The organism is Tychonema sp. LEGE 06208, from assembly GCF_015207505.1.
Taxonomy (GTDB): Bacteria; Cyanobacteriota; Cyanobacteriia; order Cyanobacteriales; family Microcoleaceae; genus Microcoleus.
Window position 1 is genome coordinate 38,345 of the sequence record NZ_JADEWT010000007.1, and the last position, 19,120, is coordinate 57,464.

General features: G+C 44.9%; 24 protein-coding genes and 1 tRNA gene. 12 read left to right on the forward strand and 13 right to left on the reverse strand.

Annotated features, from left to right (window positions below):
• Nucleotides 1–70 precede the first annotated feature (70 nt).
• The 3 genes from ygfZ to IQ263_RS03300 form a co-directional block, all read right to left on the reverse strand.
• The gene (ygfZ, locus tag IQ263_RS03290; RefSeq protein ID WP_194066160.1) at nt 71–1,150 is read right to left on the reverse strand and encodes a CAF17-like 4Fe-4S cluster assembly/insertion protein YgfZ; all 1,080 of its coding nucleotides are present in this window, start codon (nt 1,148–1,150) and stop codon (nt 71–73) included.
• A gap of 188 nt (nt 1,151–1,338) precedes the next feature.
• Nucleotides 1,339–1,722 carry a hypothetical protein gene (locus IQ263_RS03295; protein WP_194066161.1) on the reverse strand — a complete coding sequence of 128 codons (384 nt, stop codon included), beginning with the start codon at nt 1,720–1,722 and terminating at the stop codon, nt 1,339–1,341.
• Between the two features lie 286 nt (nt 1,723–2,008).
• Nucleotides 2,009–2,080 (reverse strand) — tRNA-Val (locus tag IQ263_RS03300).
• A gap of 71 nt (nt 2,081–2,151) precedes the next feature.
• Between IQ263_RS03300 and IQ263_RS03305 the strand changes: the two genes are divergently transcribed.
• Both IQ263_RS03305 and mazG read left to right on the forward strand, forming a co-directional pair.
• Complete coding sequence (locus IQ263_RS03305) at nt 2,152–2,742, forward strand: metal-binding protein (protein ID WP_194066162.1); 591 nt, start codon at nt 2,152–2,154, stop codon at nt 2,740–2,742.
• Nucleotides 2,743–3,044: 302 nt separating this feature from the next.
• Nucleotides 3,045–3,872 carry a nucleoside triphosphate pyrophosphohydrolase gene (mazG, locus tag IQ263_RS03310; protein ID WP_194066163.1) on the forward strand — a complete coding sequence of 276 codons (828 nt, stop codon included), beginning with the start codon at nt 3,045–3,047 and terminating at the stop codon, nt 3,870–3,872.
• Between the two features lies 1 nt (nt 3,873).
• On the opposite strand, the gene IQ263_RS03315 is transcribed toward mazG, so the two are convergent.
• Nucleotides 3,874–4,275 carry a helix-turn-helix transcriptional regulator gene (locus IQ263_RS03315; RefSeq protein ID WP_194066164.1) on the reverse strand — a complete coding sequence of 134 codons (402 nt, stop codon included), beginning with the start codon at nt 4,273–4,275 and terminating at the stop codon, nt 3,874–3,876.
• Nucleotides 4,276–4,307: 32 nt separating this feature from the next.
• Nucleotides 4,308–4,688, reverse strand: a complete 381-nt coding sequence (locus tag IQ263_RS03320; protein WP_194011258.1) for a helix-turn-helix domain-containing protein — start codon at nt 4,686–4,688, stop codon at nt 4,308–4,310.
• A 119-nt stretch (nt 4,689–4,807) separates the two neighbouring features.
• Between IQ263_RS03320 and IQ263_RS03325 the strand changes: the two genes are divergently transcribed.
• On the forward strand, nt 4,808–5,191 hold the full coding sequence (locus tag IQ263_RS03325; RefSeq protein WP_194066165.1) for a hypothetical protein: 384 nt from the start codon (nt 4,808–4,810) through the stop codon (nt 5,189–5,191).
• A 334-nt stretch (nt 5,192–5,525) separates the two neighbouring features.
• Here IQ263_RS03325 and apcD read toward each other — a convergent pair whose 3' ends face one another.
• The gene (apcD, locus tag IQ263_RS03330) at nt 5,526–6,011 is read right to left on the reverse strand and encodes an allophycocyanin subunit alpha-B (protein WP_194011261.1); all 486 of its coding nucleotides are present in this window, start codon (nt 6,009–6,011) and stop codon (nt 5,526–5,528) included.
• Nucleotides 6,012–6,476: 465 nt separating this feature from the next.
• Here apcD and rlmD point away from each other — a divergent pair, with 465 nt between their 5' ends.
• Entirely contained in the window at nt 6,477–7,889 is a 1,413-nt protein-coding gene (gene rlmD / locus IQ263_RS03335) for a 23S rRNA (uracil(1939)-C(5))-methyltransferase RlmD (protein ID WP_194066166.1), read from the forward strand.
• 41 nt (nt 7,890–7,930) lie between these two features.
• Here the strand turns inward: rlmD and IQ263_RS03340 are convergent, their stop codons facing one another.
• Together IQ263_RS03340 and IQ263_RS03345 are read right to left on the reverse strand one after the other, a co-directional pair.
• A complete protein-coding gene (locus tag IQ263_RS03340) occupies nt 7,931–8,227 on the reverse strand; it encodes a helix-turn-helix domain-containing protein (protein ID WP_194066167.1) in 297 nt (98 codons plus the stop codon).
• A complete protein-coding gene (locus IQ263_RS03345; protein ID WP_194066168.1) occupies nt 8,224–8,574 on the reverse strand; it encodes a type II toxin-antitoxin system RelE/ParE family toxin in 351 nt (116 codons plus the stop codon). Before IQ263_RS03345 ends, IQ263_RS03340 begins: the two co-directional genes overlap by 4 nt.
• Nucleotides 8,575–8,775: 201 nt before the next feature.
• Here IQ263_RS03345 and IQ263_RS03350 point away from each other — a divergent pair, with 201 nt between their 5' ends.
• Both IQ263_RS03350 and IQ263_RS03355 read left to right on the forward strand, forming a co-directional pair.
• Complete coding sequence (locus IQ263_RS03350; RefSeq protein ID WP_194066169.1) at nt 8,776–9,090, forward strand: DUF433 domain-containing protein; 315 nt, start codon at nt 8,776–8,778, stop codon at nt 9,088–9,090.
• On the forward strand, nt 9,091–9,438 hold the full coding sequence (locus IQ263_RS03355) for a DUF5615 family PIN-like protein (RefSeq protein WP_194066170.1): 348 nt from the start codon (nt 9,091–9,093) through the stop codon (nt 9,436–9,438). It abuts the gene before it with no gap.
• An 88-nt stretch (nt 9,439–9,526) separates the two neighbouring features.
• Here the strand turns inward: IQ263_RS03355 and IQ263_RS03360 are convergent, their stop codons facing one another.
• The 3 genes from IQ263_RS03360 to IQ263_RS03370 are packed head-to-tail and all read right to left on the reverse strand — an operon-like array spanning nt 9,527 to nt 12,924.
• Nucleotides 9,527–11,845 (reverse strand): Piwi domain-containing protein, encoded by a 2,319-nt coding sequence (locus tag IQ263_RS03360; RefSeq protein ID WP_194066171.1) that lies wholly within the window; start codon nt 11,843–11,845, stop codon nt 9,527–9,529.
• The gene (locus IQ263_RS03365; RefSeq protein ID WP_194066172.1) at nt 11,842–12,666 is read right to left on the reverse strand and encodes a PD-(D/E)XK nuclease family protein; all 825 of its coding nucleotides are present in this window, start codon (nt 12,664–12,666) and stop codon (nt 11,842–11,844) included. Before IQ263_RS03365 ends, IQ263_RS03360 begins: the two co-directional genes overlap by 4 nt.
• Nucleotides 12,667–12,702: 36 nt before the next feature.
• Nucleotides 12,703–12,924 carry a hypothetical protein gene (locus IQ263_RS03370; RefSeq protein ID WP_194066173.1) on the reverse strand — a complete coding sequence of 74 codons (222 nt, stop codon included), beginning with the start codon at nt 12,922–12,924 and terminating at the stop codon, nt 12,703–12,705.
• A 237-nt stretch (nt 12,925–13,161) separates the two neighbouring features.
• Here IQ263_RS03370 and IQ263_RS03375 point away from each other — a divergent pair, with 237 nt between their 5' ends.
• Nucleotides 13,162–13,530, forward strand: a complete 369-nt coding sequence (locus tag IQ263_RS03375; RefSeq protein ID WP_194066174.1) for a helix-turn-helix domain-containing protein — start codon at nt 13,162–13,164, stop codon at nt 13,528–13,530.
• Entirely contained in the window at nt 13,527–14,231 is a 705-nt protein-coding gene (locus tag IQ263_RS03380) for an ImmA/IrrE family metallo-endopeptidase (protein WP_194066175.1), read from the forward strand. The genes IQ263_RS03375 and IQ263_RS03380 overlap by 4 nt, the downstream gene beginning before the upstream one ends.
• 54 nt (nt 14,232–14,285) lie before the next feature.
• Here IQ263_RS03380 and IQ263_RS03385 read toward each other — a convergent pair whose 3' ends face one another.
• Together IQ263_RS03385 and IQ263_RS29145 are read right to left on the reverse strand one after the other, a co-directional pair.
• Nucleotides 14,286–14,525, reverse strand: coding sequence for a hypothetical protein (locus tag IQ263_RS03385; protein ID WP_228049765.1), 240 nt, complete (start codon nt 14,523–14,525; stop codon nt 14,286–14,288).
• A 170-nt stretch (nt 14,526–14,695) separates the two neighbouring features.
• Nucleotides 14,696–14,827, reverse strand: coding sequence for a hypothetical protein (locus tag IQ263_RS29145; protein WP_255515804.1), 132 nt, complete (start codon nt 14,825–14,827; stop codon nt 14,696–14,698).
• Between the two features lie 492 nt (nt 14,828–15,319).
• Between IQ263_RS29145 and IQ263_RS03395 the strand changes: the two genes are divergently transcribed.
• From IQ263_RS03395 to IQ263_RS29715, 4 genes are all read left to right on the forward strand, one after another.
• Nucleotides 15,320–16,435, forward strand: a complete 1,116-nt coding sequence (locus IQ263_RS03395; protein WP_194066176.1) for an SPFH domain-containing protein — start codon at nt 15,320–15,322, stop codon at nt 16,433–16,435.
• Between the two features lie 391 nt (nt 16,436–16,826).
• Nucleotides 16,827–17,141 carry a YkvA family protein gene (locus tag IQ263_RS03400; RefSeq protein WP_194066177.1) on the forward strand — a complete coding sequence of 105 codons (315 nt, stop codon included), beginning with the start codon at nt 16,827–16,829 and terminating at the stop codon, nt 17,139–17,141.
• Nucleotides 17,142–17,678: 537 nt separating this feature from the next.
• Nucleotides 17,679–18,719 (forward strand): UDP-3-O-(3-hydroxymyristoyl)glucosamine N-acyltransferase, encoded by a 1,041-nt coding sequence (lpxD, locus tag IQ263_RS03405; protein ID WP_194066178.1) that lies wholly within the window; start codon nt 17,679–17,681, stop codon nt 18,717–18,719.
• Between the two features lie 168 nt (nt 18,720–18,887).
• The gene (locus tag IQ263_RS29715; RefSeq protein WP_370588941.1) at nt 18,888–18,998 is read left to right on the forward strand and encodes a D-galactonate transporter; all 111 of its coding nucleotides are present in this window, start codon (nt 18,888–18,890) and stop codon (nt 18,996–18,998) included.
• Nucleotides 18,999–19,120 lie beyond the last annotated feature (122 nt).

Here is a 19,120-nt window from a genome sequence, read left to right on the forward strand (position 1 = left end):
ATCATTTCCGGTTAAATCGGCATTGTTCAAACAGCCAACAGTCAACAGTCAACAGTCAACAGTCAACAGCTTACAAACTTAAAAAAGGTATATTGACTACTTCTCCGGCAATTTCTCCTAGCTGCACTTTTAGCCCCGGGCCGCCCGCTTTTGTGCGGATGTAAGCAAGACCAAAAAAACCGGATTCGGTTTGCACAAAACTGGTGAGTTTGCCGACTTTTTCTGCTCCGATTGTGATGATTGTTCCGGGTGCAACTGCGCCGCTCAATTCCACGCCCCAAAGTTCCTGTTTGACTCCTTTGTAGGTGTTCAATCTGGCAATTGTTTCTTGACCGATGTAGCAACCTTTGTCGTAGGAAATGGTGTTTGACAAACGTGCTTCTAGGGGGTTGTAATCGTCGGTGAGTTCAAAATCGGGGGCGGGGCGGCCTTGTTCGATTCGCAGTTGTTCCCACACGCGATCGCCCATCGGTACGGCCCCAGCTTTGACTAATGCTTTCCACAAGTGGGCTGCATCGCTGGCTGGCGCAATTAATGTGTATCCGGGAGTGGCTAAACCGCTACCAACAGCAACTCGAACGCCTCCTCGATATCCCTCTTGGTAAGGGGGAGAAAGAGGGGAGTTTTCGATCGTTTTGTGAGTAGCGTAGGGTTGATTTTCCAGTTCGCTAACTCCGAGTTTTTCTAATAGTTGAGTGCTTTCCGGGCCGAGGAGACTGAAAGCGATTGTTGTATCGGTTAAATCTGTTAATTCTACGCGATCCATTGGGAAAATGTAGCGATCGAGCAATTCGAGGAGTTGGCGGCGGCGGTTGGCTGAAACTAGCAGCAGTACAGCATCTTCTGTAGCATAGGCGGTGGCGAGGTCGATCGTCCGGGCGGTGGATGTGAGGAAAACGGTGTCGCAACCTTGACCGGGTTTGAGTATGTTAAAGTTATTGGTGCTTTGATTGTGCAGGAACCGCAGGCGATCGCTATCGGAGATTTGAATGCGTCCCCAGTGAGTGCGATCGTACAAAGCCGCACCTTGTTTCGTTGCTGCGATGGCGGCTGCGTCGTTACCAAAACTGACTGGGACTGTTTCTGCGGTTGTTAATTCTGCAAATGTAGCGCCGGCTGCGGCTTGAATGTCGTGCAATTCTTGAATCATAAGATTTTGTTAATTGTTGACTGTTGGCTGTTGGCTGTTGGCTGTTGGCTGTTGACTGTTGACTGTTGACTGTTGACTGTTAACTGTTGGCTGTTGACTGTTGACTGTTGACTAATGACTACTGACTAATGACTAATGACTACTGACTACTGACTACTGACTACTGACTAATGACTAATGACTACTGACTACTGACTCAAATTAGCGAAGATTTCTTGTATTAATTGGCTGGCTTTGGTATCAAGACGATTCCAATCTACATCGCCTGTGTCTTCTTCAATCAAGCTAGTATCAATTACAACTTCTTGGCTTTGCATGGGAGTGTGGGCTGGCGGGTAGTTGACAAAGCAGATTTGATAGCAAAGTTCCCAAATATCGACGGATTTTTGCTCGCCTTGATGCTCTAAAATTAGTTGATAGCCGGGAATTGGAACCTCCACGTTTTGATAAGTTCCCGTCCAAGGGGACTCCTCTAATTGTTTGCGGATGTTGTCGAGGACTCGGATCATGGCGGGCTGCATGAGAAGTTCAGCTTGCTTCCAGGCGATCGGGCTAGTTATCTTAGGCTTCATATACATCGTTCTAAAAAAATTTATAAATTAATTTTCCTGCATTGCGTACTAAATTCTGGGACATCTGCCACAAAATGTTAAATTCACTTTAATACAAAAGACAGGGCTGTTGAAACTGCGTTTATAACAACAAAACCCACCTGCTGTGGGTTGAATGCGATCGCCCTTAAAAATTACATTACTCTCTTTACACCGAAACTCAATGTTCGGCGAGCCGTCGATTCGCGAACCAAAGTTTCTGTAAACCGGGTTTCAACCGCCGTTTTATCTTCTTTTCAATTGGGTATGGGCGATGTAGGATTTGAACCTACGGCATCCTGCGTGTAAAGCAGGCGCTCTACCACTGAGCTAATCGCCCAATTGCGCTTACAGGGATTTATCATATCACAGTATCCCAGAAAGATCAACTAAAAAAATCATAAACTTTCAATGCCCTCTGGCCGCACGCACGATCGAATCACTCTATGGAGTTTGCCCTTGGTGGCAGCCCTCACCTTTGGCCAGACTCAGAGCAGCAACCTGACTTTGCTCGTTTCCGGCAGCTTTTTATTCGGCGGGCTGATGTTTGGCCCCGACTTGGATATCTACTCCTGCCAGTATCAGCGCTGGGGATGGTTCAAGCCGATTTGGCTCCCCTACCAAAAAAGCTTGCGCCACCGCTCTTTTTTGTCCCACGGGCCCCTAATCGGCACTGCTTTGCGAATCTTGTATCTCGCGATTTGGATCGCGGTTTTCGGAGTGTTGGGATTGGTAATTGCGGAAAAAATTGGAAATTTAGCCGGAAATTGGCACTCAGCGGTTTTGGGTTACGGGCGATCGATCTCGGAACACTACATCGAAATTTTAGCAGTTTACATCGGTCTCGAATTGGGCGCGATGAGCCACTATTTGAGCGATTGGGGCGGCTCGGCTTACAAAAGATTCAAAAAGAAAGGATTGAGCGGGTTGCGCCCTCCTAAGACAATTAAAAGGCGCAAAATCAAAGCTCCCCGCCGCACATCTAGCAAATCTAACAGGTGAACAAGTAAATCCACTTATAGATTAAACGTAAAATATGGCTAGCGCTCAAGCTTGCTGTCTTCCGTCTTCCATCTTCCATCTTCCGTCTTCCGTCTTCCGTCTTCCGTCTTCTTTCTTCCATCTTCCATCTTCCGTCTTCCGACGGACTTACATCCGTGACATCCGTGACATCCGTGACATCCCGTACATTGCTCGTTGCCGAACTTCCGTCTTCCGTCTTCCGACGGACTTACATCCGTTACATCCGTTACATCCCGTACATTGCTCGTTGCCGAACTTCCTTCTACTTAAGGTAAATTTTAATGTCTAATTCCCACAGCCGATCGCTCGCTGCACTCGAAAACTTGATAGAAGTTGTGGCCGCGTTGCGATCGCCCGACGGCGGATGTCCTTGGGATTTAGCCCAAACTCCCGAAACCCTAATTCCTCACATCATCGAAGAAGCCTATGAAACCGCCGACGCGATTCGCAAAGGAGAGAAAGAGGCGATCGTCGAAGAATTGGGCGACTTGCTGTTGCAGGTAATTCTGCAAGCTCAAATTGCCAGCGAATCCCATCAATTTACCTTCGCCGAAATCGCTGGGGGAATTACCGAAAAACTGATTCGGCGACATCCCCACGTTTTCGGGGATGTAGAAGTTAACAGCGTGGATGAAGTTAACGAAAACTGGGAAAAAATCAAAGCGGCAGAAAAAGGCACAAATTCGGAAAAGCCACCAACCTTAGCCTCGAAAATGAGCCGTTATGCTAGCACTTTGCCTCCCATCGCCGCTGCGGCAAAAATCTCTCAAAAAGCTGCGGAAGTGAGTTTTGATTGGGACAATGTAGACGGTGTTTGGGATAAGTTTCATGAGGAAATGGCAGAATTTGAACACGCTCTAAAACACGAGGATCGGGCGGCGCAGGAGTCGGAATTGGGAGATATTATGTTTGTGTTGATTCAATTGGCTCGCTGGTACAATTTAGATGCGTCGGCTGCTTTGCACGGAACGAGCGATCGCTTCGTGCAGCGGTTTGCTAAAGTTGAGGCTGCGTGCGATCGACCTTTGTCGGATTATCCGCCCGAAGAGTTAGATGCTTTGTGGCAGCAAGCTAAGGCAATGCTGGCGAAACAAAAGGGCGAGAGGTAATTTAGTCGTAAAGCTTCGCATCGTTGTACGGCGGATGTTCGCAGGCGATGTAAAGGGCGTTTATGGGTTCTAGGGGTTGATTTGTCACCGGATCGATCGGCTTGAGGACAAAGCATAGCAGAGAGAGCGATCGCCAATCCAAACTTTCTAACTTCCCGCGTTCGTAGCGACTAACAGTAGCATTACTAATACCGACATCTTTTGGTACAGGATCTCCTGCTGTCCGAAACAGAGCGGCCTCATATTCTTTTGTGACCATTTCTGTTTCAATAATTGACCAGCCCCGAATCTCTCTAGCTGCTTTCAGAAGTTTGCCCAATCTACCGCGTCCTGTATCCGTAAATCGCACAGGGCGCAGTTTTTCCCGATCGACGACAGCCTTAAAGTCAAGAAATCCCGGCATTTTACAGATCCAATTTAACTATTATGTCAATCCTACGCCTCGACGTTTGGGTCCCAAAATTCAGTTCCGACCAAAAGTAAGTCTTCTAGAGTAAGCAACCGCTTTTCAACCGGGTGAACTGGTTCGAGAACATCGAGGAACAGCCACAAAAGATCGGGTGCAGGCTTGTTGTAATAGCCATTTTCGATTCTCGAAATGCCTGCAATGCTGACCCCCAAAACTTTCGGCAAAGGCTCTCCCCCTAGATTATAAAATTGAGCCTCATGCTGCTTGGTCTTTTCGCTCAGTTCGTGAACGCTCCACCCCCTAGCTTCCCGCCACGATCGCAGGAATTTACCCAACCGCCGCAGGCCGGTATCAGTAAATCTCCGTCTCAAGTATTCTTTTTCTCGCTTAGCTTCTGCTACAACCATCAGTCATCACCTATCTGCATAAAGCTAAGCTATCACGCCTGACTTTCTAGTTTCATTTTTTAAGTTTGCAAATCGAGCATATTGTGTTACAATGTTGGAATAAAGATAAATAGACAGCCATGACAGCACTGTTTCGCCGCATCCAACCCTCGAAAAAGCTCCGCATCACCGTCAGGTCGATCGCCCAATTCCTCAAAATCAACCAAAATCTGATTAAGCGAGTCGAATCCTGGGCTTTCGTGGTGTTTGTGCATCGGCGAGACAAAGGCGGACTATTTATCTCCTACCGCAGGCTGGAAGAGTGGCAAAATGCGATCGCCCACCAAATCCAAACTTGCCCCAGCCTTTCGCAACTTTCACAGCTCAAAACTTCGATTCAGTACGACACCCGGAAATTCAAAAAACAATACCTTCAAAAAACCCTTGACTTTTTAAATCAAATGTGTATTGAAAAACAAGAGGTTCTCGAAATTTGGGAAAGCTCAAACAGCATTGCTTCGTAGCAGAAATCAGGCAGATTTCCTAACAATAGCAACCGCACCCAACCGTGAGGACGCTGTTAATTGCTCATCAAACCATTGCGTTCGATTCCTTCTTCCATCTTCCTTCTTCCTGATGACGTTGGACGGAAAGCTTGGGGGGACAGCATTAATAACTAATGACTAATGACTAATGACTAATGACTAATGACTAATGACTAATGACTAATGACTAATGACTAATGACTTCTGCAAAAACAAAAGCGAAACATTTGCGAGCAATTGCGAGATAAAATCACCCCAAAAATCACCCGCAAACGATCCGCTACATCGATCGCGATTTCGATCGCCAAAGCAATTAAGACATCGCTTGAGCGATATAATCAAAATAAGGAGCAGCTTCCTTAGCATCATCTTGATTTAGCAAAGCCAAAGCAGCTTCCTTCAAACAGCGGATAGCTTCCACCATGCCAGGAACAGGAACGCCCAGAGAATTGTACATTTCCCGAACGCCAATTAAACCAATACTTTCGATCGGCTCTTTGTCACCGGCCAAGATACCGTAGGTAATCAGGCGCAAGTACCAGCCGTAGTCGCGCAGACACAAAGCCCGTTCGCGCTGGCCGTAAGCATTACCACCGGGAGAGATAAAATCAGGGCGTTTTTTCCAGAGTTTTTTGCTAGCTTCTTCAACAATTTTTTTCTCACTGTCAGACAGCGCAGTAGCAATACGCACCCGCTGTTCTCCCGTCTTAAAAAAATCATTGATGCTTTGGAGTTCGCCGGTACTGGGATAACGAAGTTCGTCATCGGCTTGGAGAATTAATTGGCTAACTACGCTCATTGTTATTCAAATTTGAGGATATTTGAGAAAAACATTCATTGACATTCCCATCTTTTTAAGATGAGATTCCTACTGAGGATACTTACCTTGCTGCTAACATTTATCAATCTTAGAAGTAGGCGGTAAATCTCAGTAAGCGTTATGCTTAGTGACTAAGCCAGTTTCCTTGTGTCCCAAGGTACTGTGGGAAAAATTCAAAAACTGCGATTGAGAGTTTGAATGCCGGCAGACATTTAGACTGTTTGACGAGTTTTGTCTGCTTGGCCCTAATAGCATATCGCACAGGTTCGATCGAGGGCAATCTACCGGCGTTACAGCAGCCGGGGCTCGGAAGCAGGAATACACTCTGCAATTGAGCTTGAGTGCGATGGCTTACTTCAATCTGAGACAGCGATCGTGCGTTACTATCTGAAATTTTACCACGACTGCTTCTAACGGCTTCCAAAACTACTCAGGTATTTGTTAATGACCAAATCTAAATTTTCCACGCGCAACTCGACGAAAGTGGCCAACCCTTGTCAGCAAGGTCAACTGGTTGAGATAGAAATTACCGACTTGACAGACACCGGCGACGGCGTTGGCCGCTTTGGCGAACTCGTGGTGTTTGTGCCCGATACCGTGACGGGCGATCGCATCCTAGCGCGCCTCGTGCAAGTCAAATCCACCTATGCTACAGGTAAGCTGGACACACTTCTGGAAGCATCCGAACACCGCATCCGAGCCAACTGCATTGTCGCAGATAAGTGCGGCGGCTGTCAGTGGCAGCACGTAGACTATGAATACCAGCTTGCAGCCAAGCAGAATCAAATTATTCAAGCCTTAGAACGGATTGGCGGATTTAGCAATCTGCAAGTCGATGAAATATTAACGGGAAAAATCGAAGGATTTCCCCAATTTTTGGGATACCGCAACAAAGCAACTTATCCGGTAGCAATTTCTGCCACAGGTCAAGTGCAAGCAGGTTACTATCAAAAAAGCACGCACAAATTAGTCAATCTCAATCAGTGTCCGGTGCAAGACCCGCGCCTCAATCCGTTATTAAAAGAAGTCAAAGAAGACATACACTGGAGAGATTGGCCGGTCTACGACGAAAAGAAACATACAGGAGAATTGCGTCATTTGTCTCTGCGAATCGGACGGCGCACCGGGGAAATGCTGCTAACTTTAATAGTTCGCACGGGAGACTTGCCGGGAATTGAAGCACAAGCGGCTGAGTGGCTGAAACACTATCCTCAACTTGTAGGTGTTTGTTTGAATGTGAATTCAGCTCAAACTAATGTAATTTTTGGTGCGGAAACTAGCTGCATTGCCGGTCAGTCCGATCTGCGAGAAAAATTTGCTGGCTTGAACTTTCAACTAAGGGCAGATACTTTTTTCCAGGTAAATACTGAGGCGGCCGAAGGACTGTTGCAGGTGATTGTCGGGGAATTAAATTTGCAGGGAAATGAGGTTTTGGTTGACGCTTACTGCGGCATTGGGACTTTTACTTTACCGCTGGCCAAACAAGTCAAAATAGCGATCGGTTTAGAAGTGCAACCTGCGGCGATCGAGCAAGCTAAGCTAAATGCTGAATTAAATGATGTGAAAAATGTCGATTTTCAGGTGGGAACTGTAGAGAGTTTACTGCCTGCTTTGGGATTGATACCGGATATTGTGTTGTTAGATCCGCCGCGTAAAGGGTGCGATCGCGCGGTGTTGGAAACAATTAAGGAAATCAAGCCAAATCGGATTGTGTATGTTAGCTGCAAGCCTGCGACTTTGGCTCGCGACCTGAAGATTTTGTGCGAAAATGGGGATTATAAGTTAGCGCGGGTGCAGCCGGCGGATTTCTTTCCTCAGACTTCTCATGTGGAGTGTGCGGCGTTTTTGGTGAGGTGAATGAAAGGGCGATCGGTTTTGGGAATGAAAGGGCGATCGCCCTAAGCTACCTTGGGGCAAATTTCGACTTTGACAGTCATGCCTACTTGGTTGAGCATTATAATCAGGGTGTCAACGGAGAACTGCCCAATTTTACCTTGAGTCAAAGCTTTGATTTCGTCGCTTGACTGTTTGAGATGTTGAGCCGTTTGGTCGATTGTCCAACCGCGATGTTTAATCTGATTTTGCAGGGCTAGCATCAGTTGCGATCGGATTAGTAAGTTATCAGCTTCTTGGGCTGAAAATCCGAGGTCGAGAAAGATATTATCAGCCGCTTGGGTAATGGTATTTTTGCTCATTGTTCAGACTCTCTTAAATTCAAACGATTTTGTAAAAGTTGTTGGTAGCGTTTCTGTCCAACTTCGAGATTTTTCTGGGCTGTCTTCTGGTTTTTTTTCTGGAACGCATGGAGAACGTAAATAGCTTCTTCAAATCTAGCAATATAGAATACCCGATAGGCATCTTCTGTCCGAATCCGAATTTCTTCAACGCCTTTGCCTACTATCGACATGGGTTTAAAATCTGATGGTGGTATGCCCTGCTGGATAGTCCAAAGTGCAAAACCAGCATCTTTTCGGGCTTCTTCAGGAAGAGATTGGATTTCTTCCCGGGCAGCACCAACCCACCGAATCGGTTTGATGGTCATCGGGTTTGTTGAGAATCAAATACTGTAATAACTGTAACATAGGGGATGAAGATTAGGTATTTGTGGTTTGGGTTAGGGCCGATCGCCCTTCAGTTAGATTGGTTTGTTGAGGTGCGATCGCTTTGTTTAATTCTTGTGAATTTTGCTGACTGTTATAATACTATTTGTGCTAATGTCCTGTAGAGATAGATCCAAAAAGCAATGACATCAGCTTTAATTTATCCTCATATCAAGAAAGTAGCGGGTCAACCCGCACGGTTGCACCGGATACCCCGCGTGCGGGTTGCTCAGATTGTCATGGATTATCTAGCTTACGGTTGGTCAGTGGAAGAGATGTGCCGCCAGCATCCTTATTTGATGCAGTCGGAGGCTCATGCAGCAATGGCTTATTACTTCGACTTTCAAGCTGAAATTGAGCAGGAGATTCGGACGGAATGGGAGCAGGTACAACAGGAAAAATCTTTGCTTTCGCCTTCACCATTTTTCGTGAGAATGCGTGCTAAGGGGTTGTTGTAAGTGGCGATCGCTCTGTACATGGACGTTCACATTCCGCAAGCAATTACTGAACAGTTGCGCCGTCGTGGCGTGGATGTTTTGACTGCGATCGAAGATGGTGCGACAGAATTGCCGGATGACGAACTTTTGGAACGTGCCACTCAGTTAGGGAGAGTATTGTTTACTCAAGATATCCTTTTTAAGGCAATGGCTCAAGATTGGCAGCATCAGGAAAAACAGTTTGCTGGTTTGATATTTGGACATCAGCTAGGCGGTACGATAGGACAATTTGTTAAGGATTTGGAACTGATTGCTTTAGCTTCGGAATCTGATGAATGGATGAATGCTGTTGAGTATATTCCTTTTTAGTCAGTTGTACTCTCGATCTGGCGATCGGCTACAATCAAACAAGATTGATCGCCCTTCAGTTAGATTGGTTGGTTAGGGGCGATCGCTCTTACAGCCAAAATTGTTTATCCCCATCCAATTCGCCGGGAGAAATCCCTTGTAATCGACGATAAGCGATGCGGTCGGAGCCATAAAGCGGTATAGGCAAGCGAGGCTCTTTTAGCGCTCCATGATGCAGTAAGGTCAGCTTAAGTGTTGCTTCTATTAAATCTTCAACTGATACTTGCTGTAGCTCATCTGGATCGGGAATCACCTTTAAACGCAAGGGATAAGGTAGACCCATTTTTTCCGACTTTACTTCAGTTGTTATTAAAATAACTTCCTTGGGCGACAAGCGCAGTGCTAACCCTTTGGTGGGGGCTTTTAAAGCTGGATCTTCAAAGTTGTAAAGTCTGGGAACTTTAGTCTTGATGCACTCCACTAAAATAAATTTAGAACCAATTGCTTTTGCCCGTTCCCGCAAATGTTCAACTTCGCTGCCACAAAAATGTCCGTCCCGGTAAATGAGTACAGTTTTTTCACTTAAGTCAGCAGCAGGAAGAAACCTTTCTAAAGTACGCTTGTCAATTTCTTCACCCTCTGTCAGAGCATCTTCTAGGCGATAGCGAATGAAATCTCCTTGCTTACCATAGAGACGCACACTAGCACAGACGTTCAAACTTCCGTTGCCTTTCTTTTTGGGAGTTCGGGAAATATCAAAACCGATGAAATAATCAGCAATTTTCAATGATTCAGTTAGAATAAAAGGCAAGTTACCCAACTTTGCCAAAATCCCAGGTATTACTTGATTCAATATATTTCCATAATTTTTAGCATCTTGCAATGTCTCCTCATAAATGACTTGGCTGGCAATTCCTCGCCGAAGTAAGCGAGAAGAAATAAAAGTATAAAAACTGCCGTCTTCGCTGCTGTCTGCATTGCGATCCGTCTGCGGAAGAAACGTCAAAACAATATCAGCGGGAATTGATATTAGTTCATCAAGCGCTTTTTCCAAGCTAACTTTAGCCTCGGCATTACTCAAGCCATCTATGGAAACCCTTTTAACCCTACTATCGTCAATCTTATGAGTTTTTTTATCAATCAAACTTATGCTTTCAAACTTATACTTCTTAAGCCGTTGATGAACTTCATCTAAAAAAGACGATTTCACCTTAAAATCACCAACTTTTAAAACAGAAATCCTAATAGCTCTTGAGAGAACACCGTACTCATCATGACGGCGATAAACACTACCTTGAGAGAGTCCCTTCAAAACTTCCCCTCTTTTACCAATGAATTTATTACCAAATTCAAGAGGTGTTTCCTCAAGCTTGAACTGAGGTGCCACGAATAAAGACTGGTAATCACGGCTATTGATACACTTACCTGCTAACTTGAATCCATAGGCTACTAAAGCATTTTCTGCTTTTTGCTTATATGAAGCTAAATATTTTTGTCGCTCTTGATATGGTATTTTAGTTTCTTTGAGTAAGTCTCCATATTTTACATCAAATCGATCGGCTGTTTCCTCTGTGACACAGGGACGCAGAGCTGCCATTGCATAATGAAACTCATTTGTATTCTTGCCAAACTGCACTGCAACAACAGGTTGTTCCATTGGTGCTTCTATAAGTTTTTGTTTGCTAATTGCACCAGTTGCTTTCTCGATCAGTTCTTTTCGGCGTTCTCCGTCTCCAATAGGGCCAACAATATTAGTAATTGTAGCGACACTATTTGTTTCACAATCTCGCACTTTTAATCCAAGTAAAAGCTCTTTAGGTTTGTTTCTATAGGGATGATTTTCGTAAAATTCATCTAATGTGTTTTGATAAGAAAAGTAACTGTGCGGTGTGAAAACTAAAGCTGGATGCAGGATACCTTGCAGTTCAATAGTTTCAGCCCAGAAGTCTGCTTCGCGCTTGACTTCAACTTGATTTTCAGACCAAACAGTATCAGTCGCAACCGATGAAAATTTGTCACTATTTTGCAAAATTCTCACAGCTAGTTGAGCAAAGATTAAAGCTGTTGCTTGTGGTTGGCGTACCCATTGGAATGAGTAGGAGCGATCGCCAATATCTTCTTTTAACTCCTCTTGAAATTTTGTCATTGCATCTCGCCACTGTTCTTGGCTGGGCATCGGTGTATTAGGTTTGCCCAAAACCCAAAAATAGTTGTCTTCCCAGATAACAACTAGCTGATTAGGAAATTCTTTATTAGTAAACTTCTGGCAAAAACGCCAGCTAAATCTGTTGCCAATTTTGCGATCAACTTCTGGAGTCAGCCGAAAACTCATTAAATTGGGCTGCGAGATACTTAGCGGGAAAATTTCACTCAAATGGATGGGTGACGGATTGGCTTTGGAAGAAGTTTGAAGAACAACAGCAGTCATGCGGTAACCTCTAATTTTACAGTAGAAAATTGACAAATTGAGTTAAAGGGACAGTAAAAGCAGTTTAAACCGGGATTGGGCGGAAAAATTATGTTGAACTCATCCGGATTATTTCGATAACGCTTCAAGTCTTTTTGATGCCGTTTAGCTATTGATGCCATCTCTATCTGAAAGGCTTTTAGTGTATCGACAGTTGTCGTAATCGGTTCAGATTGTTTGCCAGTCTCCAAATTATAGAATGATGCAATAGCTGGTTTTTGCGGGTAGAGATAACTGGTAGCTAGCAGGTAAAGATATGCCTGTCTGTGGTCAAACTCTGATTTTCCTGTTTTGAAGTCTAAAATGTGAAGCGTTCCATCTGGTTCGGCAAAAATGCAGTCGATCGCTGCATAGAAGTTAAACTGATAATTCCCCTCCAGAATAAGAATTGGCGGGGGAAATCCCTCATCGCCTCGATTTAGCTTAATGATGTTTTTGCCTGAGAGAATCGGATGCTGATGGTAGTTTGTCAGGATGACCAAAACTCGCTCCTGAACTGTCGCTGACTCTTGGCTTAATTGCAGAATTTCTGCCAGTTGTTCTACACCATCTTTTCCGGAGAACTGTTGAGGGTTTTGATGAAATTCATAAACTCCTTTTTGTGCCAGGATTCCAATTCGCTGAGGTGTGTTGTCAGTTGCCAAAAGTGGTGCAACTTGAGGTTCTCGCTTTCGGGCTTTAGCAAAACCCCGCTTCATGTCGCAGTGAAATTGTTCTTGCCCCACTGGCGGAGCAAACTGTGACCAGAGGTTATAGCTGGAAAATTGCCAAATTTTGTTCATAGGGTGAGCCCTCTAGAATAGAGGGCGATCATGGGTTCATTTCGTCAGGATTTCGTAAATTGCCTCTTTTGTTTTGGCTGACTTGGAAATCCCAGTCTCATTTGCCCGTTCAAGAACACGCAAGCTTTCCAGCATTTGTGTCGCAGCTTTCCTCAGATGCGGATGCCGACTTGTCTTTTGAATTTCCTCAAGCAGAAGCGATAGGGGGCGGCCGATTGAGAAGCACAGTTGATCGGGATTGGACATTTGTTTTTTCATAGTGTGGCAAAGAATGTGAAGGTTGACTATTCGATGACAAGAGCAAGACAGTACACCTGATAGCTAGCGGTCATAGCCTAAGCCACACAAAGTCTCTTAGAGACAATGAACTTGCTTTTGTACGCTATCAGTAGAGTATTTTAGGGTTGACGCTGGCCGTCAACGCTTTTCAGTCTAGCAGGGGTTGCCGAGCTACGTCAACCCCTGCTATGATGTTTTAGTAAGTAGGGAAAAAACATGAGTAAGACTTTTGGTCAGCTAATTCGTCAAGCTCGTCAGGGAAAAGGATTTAGTCAGCGCGACCTGGCGAAGCTAGTAAAAGTGGACTATACCTACCTGTCCAAACTAGAGAATGACCGCGCTGAGTATCCCCCTAAAGAGGAGGTCATTCAGTCGTTAGCACATCAATTAGAGTTAGAGCTCAAAGAGCTACGCGATTTAGCAGGTAGAATTACTCCAGAAGATGCCAAAGTTGTTCAGGATCTTGTCAAAAGGTATCCAAAACAAATTCCATTTTTGCTGCGTCAAATGCGAGATAATCCCGAACTAGCTAAAAAATTTATCCAGGAAGCTAAAGAAGCAGAAAGTGAGGAGAAACAAAGTTGAGTGTAATCAAACCTTTTCAATTTTTATCTAAAACCCAAATTGAGGATATAGCTAATGACCTTCTTATGCGTATGCAGGGAACACCTAATTTTCCCAGATGGCCTGGTTTAGCTGATTATGCTGCTGGTTTTTTAGACCTCAGCATCGATCCGTGTTGTGATATACCTCCCTATAATGGCAAAGCAGTAGCAGCTAGAATTTATCCCCTGACACGTCTGATAGAAATTAGTAAATATCTCCATAAAAAAAAAGATAATGATATTGGATTTGAACAATCGACACTAGCTCACGAAATAGGACACTGGGTACTTCATGTCAATCAAGATGAAGCAGATGGTTTGGTACAACAACTAGAACTACCTCTATTTTGCGAGGCTACTGAAGACGTATTTCTGTGTAGAAATGTGAGCGAAATGCTTGTTGATAAGGTCAGTCCTAAAACTCAAGCTGATTGGATTGAATGGCAGGCTCAATATTTTGCTAGTTGTTTGTTAATGCCTCGATATATCTTGGAAGAGAAGCGAAGGGGACGTGATTTAACAAACTGGCGTCACCTCTACGCAATGGCTGAGGATCTTGGCGTAACAATATCAAATTTGACAAATCGCCTGCAAGACGTAGGGTGGATTTACATTCCCAAGGGTTCTAAACAAATCTATTTAGGTAATACTATACCTAATGGGCAGCAAAGCTTGTTTTAGTGAAATGCGCTCGCCCCTCTCCCATCCCGAATCCTAAAGTGCGATCGCTCTTTTTTACAAGATGCGATCGCCCTCTCTTATCAAAAGAGTCAATAAAAACTTCTGGGTTTGTTTAACTACAACTCTAAACATGGCAGTAATAGCAACTATTCCATCAGCACTGTAAATAGCTTCAATCCGTCTAAAAGTAGAATGAGTCCACCAGACTTTCATACGATTTCCCTGAGCCGTACCCGTACCCATTTTACCGTAACCTGCTTTCAATAGAAGTAACTCAAATTCTGTGGATGGCAAAGTTTTTACCGTAATTTGAGAGATACCGTCAATATCCAATGCTTATCAAGAGTCATAGCTACCTTGATAAGTGCTGTAGATGCGGTAGCCAGGGAATACTAAAGCAATACCTATTGCGCTATGAATTGTCCCCGGATAACTTTCTTCGGGCTCGCTACCCCAATCCAAATTTAGATCGCACCCAGCCAAATGTATAGCCCTGGAATTAAAGTATCTAAACTGTAGGCGATGGATCGCATTTGAATTTCGGAGGAATTAATCAGTTTTAAATATTGTGGCTTTTCAGGTTTGGAAATGGACATGGCACTGATTCCTGTGCGGTATGGTTAAGTAATTTTAATTCTCAAGATTATTTAGGCAACTGCGAGTTCATAATGCAGAACTAAAATTTTATCTTCTTTCAAAATAGCCCTAACTTATTCACGAGATTGGTTATTAGGAAATTCTACTAAATACTGGCATTTTCTTCCGTATTATACACTTCTTGGTAATCTTGAATCTCTTTAAGATTAGCACAAATAGTCACAGTTAAATCAACTTATAGGGTGCGTCAGAAATTGAGTATTTCGATTTCAACAGGTTTTTAGCCTCCGGGGCACCCTGCGAACAGTATTTCGATCGCCCTAACCACCAACTAACCACCAACTAAATACAAACGAGCTCCAGTCCGGGCTGAATCGCGGGGAGTCTAGAAGTATAGAATAGAGGTTGCGAAACCGGCACACCGCCCGATCGCTCGCCGCCAGCAATTTGTTACCCTAAAAATAGAATCAAACCTCCCTCAACTCCCTGTCATGAACAACGCCTCTCCCCTAATTCAAACCGTCACACCCGAACGCTGGGCCGGGTTTAGTATGGACTTTATCGGGGCGGGTTACACGGGGCTGTTGGTCAAAAACGGCCGCGCCGTGCGTACCCTGAAATCCGGGCGGCATTTCAGCTTCGCCCTTCCCCTGCTGGAACAGTGTCAAATTGTCATCGTAGACACCAAACTCCGCAATTTAGATGTACAGTCGCACGGAGATTTTTTGTCTAAGGATAGATTTTTAATTGATGCGACTCTGACTGTTATTTATCAAGTTATAGATCCGAAACGGGTAGCTTTAGAATTGTCCGATCCTCTAGCTGTTTTAGCAAGTGCAGTTAAGGATTGTATGGGATTAGCGATCGGGCAAATACCCCTACAACAGCTTATCACCCAAGGCCGGCTGTTGCTGCGCCAAAATTTGCTCGATCGCGTCCAAGATTTTTATACCCTAGGCTTTAACTTAGAAGACGTGCGAATTGGCGATGTCAGCTTTCCCGAAACCAACGGAGTTATTCGCCAAGTTGAGGGAATGAGTGCTCGACAGGAAGCAGAAAATGCCGCCGCCCTGCAAATGAGAATTGCCGAAGCGGGCCGTCCGATTGTTCCTCAATCTCCCGTACAGCAGTTAAACTTAATTTCAGGTAATTCTCCTGCCAGTCTTCCAGCTTCAGACACAGCAGCGGGGTTCGATCGAGATTTACAACAACTAACACAACAACTTGCTCAAAACAGTCTCCCAGCAGGGAGAAATCCTCCCCAACTTGCACCCACGGTACTCGCAAGCAGCGATCGCAAAACAACCGCATATTTAATCTACAAACTTTCTGGAGAAGCGATCGCCCTAACAGCCAATCCCTTTACCATTGGACGCGAACCAACCAACACTTTAGTATTACAAGATCCGCAAAGTTCGCGCTACCACGCTCAAATCCGCCGGGCCAATGACGAACTTGGCAAACAGCGGTATCAGCTTGTCGATAGCGGCAGTTCCAACGGCACTTTTGTGGGCGGACAGAGGCTGGCTGCTAACGACCCTTTTTGGTTAGCCAACGGTTGCGAAATTGCGATCGGCGACCAAAAATGGGTGTTTCAAGATTCGTGATTGAAAGATATGAAGATTTGTTTAAACAGCAGATAAACACAGATAAATCTCATCAGCGTTCATCTGTGTTTATCTGTTGAAATCTGCTGTTTAAAAATCCCAATCTAAGTAACTTGCTTTAATCACGATATACAACTAATAGATGAAGATTTGTTTGAACAGCAGATCAACGCACATAAACACAGATTAATGCCATCGCCTTTCATCTGTCAGGTTTCTGTAGGGGGGTTGTCAAGAGTCCCCGCCTTTCCGACACAGATTCACAAATTGTCCCTCCCCAATTCCCTATACTCCCAGGTAGAAGTCTCTTCCCAATCTTAGGGGGGATATCTCCACAAGCGTTTCGAGCGATAATTTGTCAAGATTGAAAATATAACGAGAGGACAACCACATGAACTTTTCTATACAATCTGTTTACAACTGGTATCGCGACACGCTCCGCAACCCCAAGTACCGCTGGTGGATTATTCTGGGAACGTTGGCATATCTAGTCAGCCCGATCGACATTGCGCCCGATTTTCTCCCCGTAATCGGACAAATTGACGACTTGGCGATCGCAGTATTGCTGATTTCGGAAGTCTCGCAAATGGCTACCGACTATTTTAAATCCCGCCAAACAGAGACAGCATCAGCCTCCCAAGCCACCGGCAGCCCCTCGGACACTACAGCGAGCACCGTTGATGTAGATGCAGTTTCCGTTCAATAGTTGACAAAAATAACTCAATGGCGTGCAGCTTTTTGAGACTTAGTGGGAGCAAGAGACGATCGGCTCCCTTTTCCGTTGGCGCGGATAAACTAGAGCAGCTATTGCATAAATCTTGGATCGATGCGTAATATCGTTTCCGCTTGCATCGGAATGATTTAACCTTATTAGTACACAGAGTACACAGAGGGAGAGAATATATATCTGAATCATTCCGATGCTACCGGATTTGATATAAACCGCAGATGAAAGGCAGATGCAGCACAGATCGACGCAGATGTATTTAAAGATAGTTGGCCGCTGAGCGCCATTGCTCGTCTACTTCAAAAAGGCGATCGAACCAGGTTCGATCGTTCGGAGTTCAGTCCTTCCCAGGTTCGCAGCGAAGACTTCACTCCGCATCCGGGTTCGATGGTTCGGACTTCAGTCCGCATAATTTTAGACAATCAAGACTTAAGACTTGCATATCCGATCGCAAACAATCGAACATGATATGATTTTCACCTTGAGGAATTAGGTGTTAACAGCAAATTTTGATTTATGAAGTTTAGCGAAATAGTAGAGAAACTTAATTTAGCCAACAACCACAGCCTCAAATTCTCCAGCGCGGACGATCGAGAAATTACAGGCCCCGCCCCAGTCGATGAAGCCGAATCCGGTACGATCGGTTACATAGAAGGAGCTAAATTTGCCCGTCATACAGCCACTACAAACGCTTCCGCCTTAATTTTACCCTTAGACGAAAACCTGCAAGCTCAATGCAGCGATCGCAACATCGCTTGGATAGCCGCAGCAGATCCCCGATTGTTATTTGCTCAAACCATCGCCCTTTTCTATCAACCGTTTCGCCCAGCATCCGAAATACATCCCTCAGCCGTCGTTCACCCCTCCGCAGAAATTGGTGAAAATGTTTATATCGGGCCCCACAGCGTAATTCAAGCCAAAGTCAAAATTGGCAGCAACGCTTGCATTCACCCAAATGTCGTAATTTACCCAGATGCGGAAATAGGCCCCGGCACTGTTTTACACGCTAACTGCGTGATTCACGAACGTACTCGCATCGGGGCAAATTGCGTGATTCACAGCGGTGCGGCGATCGGGAGCGAAGGTTTTGGGTTCGTGCCGACAGCCTCCGGGTGGGTCAAAATGGAGCAGTCTGGCTGCACGGTATTAGAAGAGGGCGTTGAAGTTGGCTGCAACAGCACGATCGACCGGCCCGCTGTCGGAGAAACCCGCATCGGTGAGAATACAAAAATCGACAATTTAGTACATATAGGTCACGGCTGTCAAATTGGTAAAAACTGCGCCTTTGCAGCCCACGTCGGCTTAGCTGGCGGGGTGAAAATTGGCAACAATGTAATTTTGGCAGGTCAAGTGGGAATTGCCAATCAAGCTAAAATCGGAGATGGGGCGATCGCCACTGCTAAAGCCGGAATTCACAACGACGTACCCGCAGGCGCGATCGTCACCGGCACTCCAGCAATTCCCCACAAACTATTTCTCAAAGCCGCAGCTATTTACAACCGCCTTCCAGAAATGTACCAGTCTCTGAGGCAAATTCAGCGCAAGATCGATCGGTAGTCAGTTGGCAGTTGGCAGTTGGCAGTAGTCATTAGTCAGTAGTCAGTAGTCAGTAGTCATTAGTCAGTAGTCATTAGTCATTAGTCAGTAGTCAGTAGTCAGTAGTCAGTAGTCAGTAGTCATTAGTCATTAGTCAGTAGTCAGTAGTTGTTGGGAATTTGTCAGTAGTTGTTATTGGTTATTGGTTATTGGTTATTGGTTATTGGTTATTGGTTATTGGTTATTGGTTATTGGTTACTTGCTACGAATTTCCAATTGCCAATTCTCAATTCCCAATAACAACTAACAACTAACAACTAACAACTAACAACTAACAACTAACAACTAACAACTAACAACTAACAACTAACAACTAACAACTAACAACTAACAACTAACAACTAACAACTAACAGTCAACAC

Excerpts from the sequence above, each read along its gene's own strand:
- IQ263_RS03340 (WP_194066167.1), bottom strand. The coding sequence starts at position 8,227 with ATGAGCAAAAATACCATTACCCAAGCGGCTGATAATATCTTTCTCGAC.
- IQ263_RS03295 (WP_194066161.1), bottom strand. The coding sequence starts at position 1,722 with ATGAAGCCTAAGATAACTAGCCCGATCGCCTGGAAGCAAGCTGAACTT.
- IQ263_RS03305 (WP_194066162.1), top strand. The coding sequence starts at position 2,152 with ATGCCCTCTGGCCGCACGCACGATCGAATCACTCTATGGAGTTTGCCC.
- ygfZ (WP_194066160.1), bottom strand. The coding sequence starts at position 1,150 with ATGATTCAAGAATTGCACGACATTCAAGCCGCAGCCGGCGCTACATTT.
- IQ263_RS29145 (WP_255515804.1), bottom strand. The coding sequence starts at position 14,827 with ATGTCCATTTCCAAACCTGAAAAGCCACAATATTTAAAACTGATTAAT.
- IQ263_RS03325 (WP_194066165.1), top strand. The coding sequence starts at position 4,808 with ATGACAGCACTGTTTCGCCGCATCCAACCCTCGAAAAAGCTCCGCATC.
- IQ263_RS03400 (WP_194066177.1), top strand. The coding sequence starts at position 16,827 with ATGAACTTTTCTATACAATCTGTTTACAACTGGTATCGCGACACGCTC.
- IQ263_RS03315 (WP_194066164.1), bottom strand. The coding sequence starts at position 4,275 with ATGCCGGGATTTCTTGACTTTAAGGCTGTCGTCGATCGGGAAAAACTG.
- IQ263_RS03375 (WP_194066174.1), top strand. The coding sequence starts at position 13,162 with ATGAGTAAGACTTTTGGTCAGCTAATTCGTCAAGCTCGTCAGGGAAAA.
- IQ263_RS03370 (WP_194066173.1), bottom strand. The coding sequence starts at position 12,924 with ATGAAAAAACAAATGTCCAATCCCGATCAACTGTGCTTCTCAATCGGC.
- IQ263_RS03360 (WP_194066171.1), bottom strand. The coding sequence starts at position 11,845 with ATGACTGCTGTTGTTCTTCAAACTTCTTCCAAAGCCAATCCGTCACCC.
- IQ263_RS03345 (WP_194066168.1), bottom strand. The coding sequence starts at position 8,574 with ATGACCATCAAACCGATTCGGTGGGTTGGTGCTGCCCGGGAAGAAATC.
- rlmD (WP_194066166.1), top strand. The coding sequence starts at position 6,477 with ATGACCAAATCTAAATTTTCCACGCGCAACTCGACGAAAGTGGCCAAC.
- lpxD (WP_194066178.1), top strand. The coding sequence starts at position 17,679 with ATGAAGTTTAGCGAAATAGTAGAGAAACTTAATTTAGCCAACAACCAC.
- IQ263_RS03350 (WP_194066169.1), top strand. The coding sequence starts at position 8,776 with ATGACATCAGCTTTAATTTATCCTCATATCAAGAAAGTAGCGGGTCAA.
- mazG (WP_194066163.1), top strand. The coding sequence starts at position 3,045 with ATGTCTAATTCCCACAGCCGATCGCTCGCTGCACTCGAAAACTTGATA.
- IQ263_RS03320 (WP_194011258.1), bottom strand. The coding sequence starts at position 4,688 with ATGGTTGTAGCAGAAGCTAAGCGAGAAAAAGAATACTTGAGACGGAGA.
- IQ263_RS03365 (WP_194066172.1), bottom strand. The coding sequence starts at position 12,666 with ATGAACAAAATTTGGCAATTTTCCAGCTATAACCTCTGGTCACAGTTT.
- apcD (WP_194011261.1), bottom strand. The coding sequence starts at position 6,011 with ATGAGCGTAGTTAGCCAATTAATTCTCCAAGCCGATGACGAACTTCGT.
- IQ263_RS03395 (WP_194066176.1), top strand. The coding sequence starts at position 15,320 with ATGAACAACGCCTCTCCCCTAATTCAAACCGTCACACCCGAACGCTGG.